The 6,000-nt window shown below is 36.3% G+C and carries 7 protein-coding genes and 1 pseudogene; all 8 read right to left on the minus strand.

The genetic code is table 11. From position 1 onward, the window contains the following. Nucleotides 1-23: 23 nt before the first annotated feature. Nucleotides 24-1,793 carry an arsenical pump-driving ATPase gene (gene arsA / locus V7068_RS17080; protein WP_499713782.1) on the minus strand — a complete coding sequence of 590 codons (1,770 nt, stop codon included), beginning with the start codon at nucleotides 1,791-1,793 and terminating at the stop codon, nucleotides 24-26. Between the two features lie 23 nt (nucleotides 1,794-1,816). Next, nucleotides 1,817-2,179 (minus strand): arsenite efflux transporter metallochaperone ArsD, encoded by a 363-nt coding sequence (gene arsD, locus V7068_RS17085; RefSeq protein WP_119116363.1) that lies wholly within the window; start codon nucleotides 2,177-2,179, stop codon nucleotides 1,817-1,819. A gap of 93 nt (nucleotides 2,180-2,272) precedes the next feature. Beyond that, the gene (arsC, locus tag V7068_RS17090; RefSeq protein ID WP_499713783.1) at nucleotides 2,273-2,692 is read right to left on the minus strand and encodes an arsenate reductase (thioredoxin); all 420 of its coding nucleotides are present in this window, start codon (nucleotides 2,690-2,692) and stop codon (nucleotides 2,273-2,275) included. A gap of 15 nt (nucleotides 2,693-2,707) precedes the next feature. Further along, a complete protein-coding gene (locus V7068_RS17095; protein WP_499713784.1) occupies nucleotides 2,708-4,003 on the minus strand; it encodes an arsenic transporter in 1,296 nt (431 codons plus the stop codon). A 14-nt stretch (nucleotides 4,004-4,017) separates the two neighbouring features. Further along, the gene (locus V7068_RS17100) at nucleotides 4,018-4,362 is read right to left on the minus strand and encodes an ArsR/SmtB family transcription factor (protein WP_499713785.1); all 345 of its coding nucleotides are present in this window, start codon (nucleotides 4,360-4,362) and stop codon (nucleotides 4,018-4,020) included. Between the two features lie 193 nt (nucleotides 4,363-4,555). Then, the gene (locus V7068_RS17105; protein ID WP_499713786.1) at nucleotides 4,556-5,065 is read right to left on the minus strand and encodes an acyl-CoA thioesterase; all 510 of its coding nucleotides are present in this window, start codon (nucleotides 5,063-5,065) and stop codon (nucleotides 4,556-4,558) included. A gap of 260 nt (nucleotides 5,066-5,325) precedes the next feature. Then, the gene (locus V7068_RS17110) at nucleotides 5,326-5,727 is read right to left on the minus strand and encodes a hypothetical protein (protein ID WP_499713787.1); all 402 of its coding nucleotides are present in this window, start codon (nucleotides 5,725-5,727) and stop codon (nucleotides 5,326-5,328) included. Between the two features lie 42 nt (nucleotides 5,728-5,769). Then, nucleotides 5,770-6,000: pseudogene (locus V7068_RS17115) on the minus strand (SAM-dependent methyltransferase); the annotation flags it as partial.

Below are 6,000 nucleotides of genomic sequence, written 5' to 3' on the forward strand. Positions count from 1 at the left end.
ATGAACTATCAAATTGTTATTCCCTACTTAATATAATCTTTTAGCTTGTCATATCCAACTTTTTCTTCATATAGCCAAGGAATAATTGCACACTTCTCTGCCTTATTATCCTTTACTTCTTGAATCCATTCCTTTTCTGCCATCGCTTTACCTTTTAAAATAGGATTGTTCGTATTAGTGGCAGATAAACTTTGGTTAATGACCCACCACTGCGGATTAATACTAGCCCGTCTTAGATCGTCCTGTAATCTAGATGCCTCTAAAACAGGTGTTGCTTCCGCAAGTGTGACAATAGCTACTGCTGTTTCTTTTGGATTTCGAATTTGAGGCAGTAATTTTTTTGCACTTTCTGGTACGTTACCTGTTGACCGTTCAATTTCTTTACTATAGGATTCGGATGCATCTAATAATAGTAATGTATGTCCTGTCGGTGCTGTATCAATGACGACAATTTCATTTTCAGATTTAGCCACTACTTCAGCAAAAGCCTGAAAAACGGCAATTTCTTCTGTACATGGTGATTCTAAATCCTCTTTTAAGTAAGCGAGACCAGCTTCATCTAAATTTTCACTTGATTTGGCTAGGACTTCAGCTTTATATTTTTCGACTTCTACCTTTGGATTAATGCTGCTAATGGTTAAATTTTGATTTAGATGATTACTTTGGAATTGATAGTCTAGGTGGGCAGCAGGATCCGTTGTTGTTAAATGGACACGATGCCCTTTTTCAACTAGACCCACTGCAATAGCAGATGCAACGGTTGTTTTTCCTACGCCACCTTTTCCCATTGTGAAAATTAACTTTGTTTGGTTACCTGAAAAATCATTAACAACCTCTTTTAAGCCTGGAAGATTCATTGATTGATTTTCCATGTATACATCAGTTGTTGGAACTTCATCGTATAGTTTAAACAGATTTCGGAGATTTTCCACACCTGTTAAAGAATAAGAAACATACGGTAACGAGTACATGGTCGTCTCTTTTAGAGTCTCAGGTATTTGCTTTAATGCATCTCGTTGTCTATGATAAAAAGCCGATGATACTTCATCCTCTTCATTGTGATGTTGAAGAAGACCATTTATAATGAGCATTTGATTTTTGATTCCAATCTCTTTAAGCTCCTTTGAAGCACGGTCTGCTTCCAAAATGGCTGAAACATCTGGTCGTGTTACGAGTATTAAAGTCGTTTTAGTTAAATCAGAAAGAGCAGCTACCGCGCTTGAATAAAGCTCTTTTTTATCCACTAACCCAGATAAAGGACCTAAACATGATGCACCATGCGTACTTTCCTCTAAAAATCCATTCCAAGCCGTTGGAAGCTGTAAAAGTCGTAATGTATGCCCTGTTGGGGCAGTATCAAAGATAATATGGTCGTAAAGATTTCCGATTTCCCTATTTGTAAGAAAACCTGTAAATTCATCAAATGCAGCAATCTCGACTGTACACGCACCTGACAATTGCTCTTCCATTGTAGCGACTACTGCTTCTGGAAATATATCTCGATATGGACCAATAACACTCTCCCGATAGGCTTTTGCTGATGCTTCAGGATCTATATTACTCACATATAAATTGGCAACCGTCGGAACTGCTCTCGGTGTGCTAGTTAACTCGATGCCAAATACATCTTGTAGATTGGAGGCAGGATCTGTACTAATTAACAGCACTTTTTTTCCACTATCGGCTAATGCGACTGCTGTTGCACAGGCTGTTGATGTTTTTCCTACGCCACCTTTTCCTGTTAAAAATAAAAATTGCGTCTGAACGTGATTTGGACTGAATGATGGATACATGCCTCTTCCTTCTTTCCAAATATTTATAGTTGATTTAAATTGATAGAAAGTCCAGATTTTGGTTTTTCATTTAACTCTTCAGCTTTTACTTCAAACCATTCTGCAAATTCTTCATTGGCTGGGTAACTTCCTACTTTGACAACTTGGTCATTAACTAAAACAACAGGTAAGGCATCGGGACCTTTTTCCATAAGAATACGATGTATTTCCTTGTTTTTTGCAAATTTATCAGGGTCATTTGTTAATTGGTATCGTGTAATATTAAAGCCTTTTTTCTCTAATGAATAAACAGCAGATGCTACTCTCGTTAACTCTGGATCCACACTAGGACCGCATACTCCAGTGGAACAACACATTGCAGGATCAAAAATCTCAACTTTATTCATGCTACAACCTCCAATATATTATTAAATAAGCATTTGCTTATTTTTATCTTTAAGAAATAACCAAGAGAATAAACTCTTGGTTATTTGATTGTATTATTCTCCTGTTTCACTAAAACGTTTGATTCTATCACCGATTTCATCACGAACACGCTGGAAGAACGCCCATTTTTCTCCGTCTGTTCCTTCCGCTTTTGCTGGATCATCAAATCCCCAGTGTTCACGTTTCACATGTGGTGGTGTCATTGGACATTTATCAGCTGCGTCTCCGCATAATGTAACGACTAAATCGGCACTATTTAAAATTTCAGGATCAATAATGTCAGAAGTTTGATTGGAAATATCCATACCCGCTTCATTCATTACTTTTACTGCATTTGGATTCAATCCATGTGCCTCAATACCTGCGCTGCGAACTTCCCACTCTTCCCCTAAATATTTTTTTGCCCATCCTTCTGCCATTTGGCTTCTGCAAGAATTTCCTGTACATAAGAAATAAATTGATTTTTTAGACATGACGTATTTCTCCTTTTAGTTCATTAATAATGATACGTATAGACCTAGTAATGTAATAAATAGAATCGGGATTGTTAACACAATACCTGTTTTGAAATAGGTTCCCCATGAAATTTTAACCCCTTTTTGAGATAAAACATGGAGCCACACTAAAGTTGCCAATGAGCCAATTGGTGTAATTTTCGGACCTAAGTCAGATCCAATGACATTGGCATAAATAAGAGCTTCTCGAATCGTGCCAGAAGTATTGGTTTCGGCAATAGCTAATGCATCAATCATTACGGTTGGCATATTATTCATCAAGGATGACAAGAAAGCAGCAATAAAGCCCATTCCTATTGTCGCAACAAATAAACCTTGTTCAGCCGTTGCTTGGATGACACTCGCTAACGAATGAGTTAGCCACGCATTTCCTAACCCATATACCACAACGTACATTCCAATTGAGAAAAATACGACACTCCATGGTGCTCCTTTAACAACGGCTTTCGTATTAACAACGTTACTTCTTCTTGCCATCAATAGAAAGAAAATCGCTATCATTCCTGCAACAATGGAAACAGGAACTTTAATGAATTCGCTAGAAAAGTAACCAATCAGTAAAATCCCAAGAACATACCATGAGAGACGAAACATTTTTTGGTCCTTAATCGCTTCTACTGGTTTCTTTAATTTAGATAAATCGTACGTTTGTGGAATGCTTTTTCTAAAGTAAATCAATAATACTGTGATAGTCGCAATCAATGAAAAAAGATTCGGAATAATCATTCTTGAAGCATATTCTGCGAATCCAATATCAAAGAAATCGGCAGATACAATGTTAACCAAGTTACTCACCACAAATGGCAGTGAAGTAGTATCCGCAATAAACCCGCTCGCCATAATAAAAGGAAAAATCATCTTTTCTTTGAAATTCAAATTACGAACCATCGCTAATACGATTGGTGTCAAAATAAGTGCCGCTCCATCATTAGCAAATAGTGCCGCGACAATCGCACCTAATATACTGACATAGACGAACATTTTAATCCCATTACCCTTTGCAGCTCTTGCCATATGTAGTGCTGCCCATTCAAATAATCCAACCTCATCTAATATTAATGAAATAAGGATAATGGCAACAAATGATAATGTTGCATTCCAAGTAATGTTTATTACTTCTATGACATCACTTAATCCGACAACCCCTACTAAAAGGGCAAGGATCGCTCCACCACAAGCAGACCAACCGATATTCAAACCTTTAGGCTGCCATATGACGAAGATGAGTGTCACTAAAAAAATGACAGATGCTAATATTGCCGTTATCAATGTACAAACCTCCATTAGTCACAAGAGATGCGTAATCCCTGTTCTTCTAGTTCTTGTAGTTTAAAATCTTGGTTCGGAAGATGTTGAAGCAAACTGTGAACTAAAGGATAATAGTCGTTATCTTTATTTAATGAATAAATAATCCATTGTCCTCTTCTTGTTTCTTGTACCAATCCAGCATCTTTCAACTTTCGAACATGTTGACTAATAGCAGGCTGACTCATTTTAAAAATTCCAACAAATTCACAAACACAATAATCATGTGTCTCTAACATTTTCATCATGGCTAGTCTTGTTTTATCACCTAATAGCTTTAAAATCGTTGCAGCTTTTTCGATTTCAACTGTTAATTCTTGCATACAAACACCTCCTCCTTCCATTCGAATATTAATATATAACAATATACTTATATATTCAACAACAAATATAACTTTATTGTTTGCATAATACTATTAGTTATAACATTGCTTAAGTGCTAAATACAAAAAGCAGCGAACAGTTCCTATCACCGCTCGCTGCTTTTTGTATTTCTACTATTATCATGTTCAATAACTACATAATTGTTTTTGTTGTTAAATATGCCGCTAACTCTTTACTTTTTTGTTTTCTTTCACGTCGCATTTTTGCTCGTTCTTCGCCTGTTTCATGTAATTTCTTTTCTTCCTCTGTTTCGGGAATGACTTTTGGAACAGCCGTAGGACGTTGATTCTTATCAAGGGCAACGAATGTTAATAGAGCTGTTGCCGCTATTTTACACTCTCCGCTTTTTAAATCTTCCGCAATAACTTTCACAAAAATCTCCATCGAAGATACGCCTGTCCATGAAACATACGATTCAAAACTCACTGAATCGGTCGGTCGAACAGGATGCAGGAAGTCCACAGAATCAGTTGAGGCCGTCACACATTCCGTCCGGCTATGACGCGCGGCAGAAATAGAGGCCACTTGGTCTATATCACTCATCATTCGACCGCCAAACAAGGTGTTATGATTATTTACATCATTCGGAAAGATCCGGCTTGTTCTAATTACTCGTGATTCTTTGCAATATTTTGCTTCCATAAGAAAGGCCCCCTTAAAAGTAAATTCTTCGAACTGAGTGTCTACATGATTTTCAGGTGTTCTCTTGAAGCTAAATCTACTCTTTCCTAAGCTCTATTAACTGCATTTCAGTAGATTCGGAATTAATATGCATTATTCACTAATATAGAGTTCTATATTACATCCCATTATATTGTTTTTTTCACCAAAAAACATTCATCCAATCCTCATTATGTCATGTTCAATTAGGGTCTTCTGGCTAAATCAAATAAAGATTGCCATTAAATCTTTTCAGGTTTCAATAAATGACGAATATGATGTTTTAAATAAAACGCTTCAGGTAATTCCAATGGAGACTGTAGGATAGAAGAATCGCGATAAGATCGATAAGAGACACTAGAGTTACCTGCTATATGTATATCCAATTGTAAAATATGAGAGCCCTTCATTTCTACATAATAGTGAACGCCCTCTTTTTCTAAGCGGTAAAACGAAAACTTCAGTCCTAATAACTCCTTTGTCTCTTGTGCTGTCTCAACATGATTAGCAATATAATCCGCCATTTGCTGAACAGTTACGACATTCATTGCCATAATCGTTGTCACTTTGTCTTTTACATACTCAACAGCCTGATTAATTTTCGTTTGTGCTTTTTGGGCCAAATGACTCAATAAATTATTCATTGTAACTCTCCTTTTTTTTGCGTTTAAGCTTAGTATGACCAATTAATAGGCTAAGCGGTAAATCAAAAACCTCTCATAAGGATTACTGTCAGATAAACCTTCCAGCAAGATTTCTTTTTTTAATTGAAAGGCAGTTTGATTTTCTAGAAAAAAGATATAATCTTTTGATCCATAATATAAAACTAACTCAATATCTCTCGGAAATTGTTCCACTGAACGCAATATATTCTGAATAATTTTCATAAAAATTTGTACAGAAAATGGGTTAAAAAA

It is taken from the genome of Bacillus sp. JJ634, from assembly GCF_036962285.1.
GTDB classification, from domain to species: Bacteria; Bacillota; Bacilli; order Bacillales; family DSM-1321; genus Peribacillus; species Peribacillus asahii_A.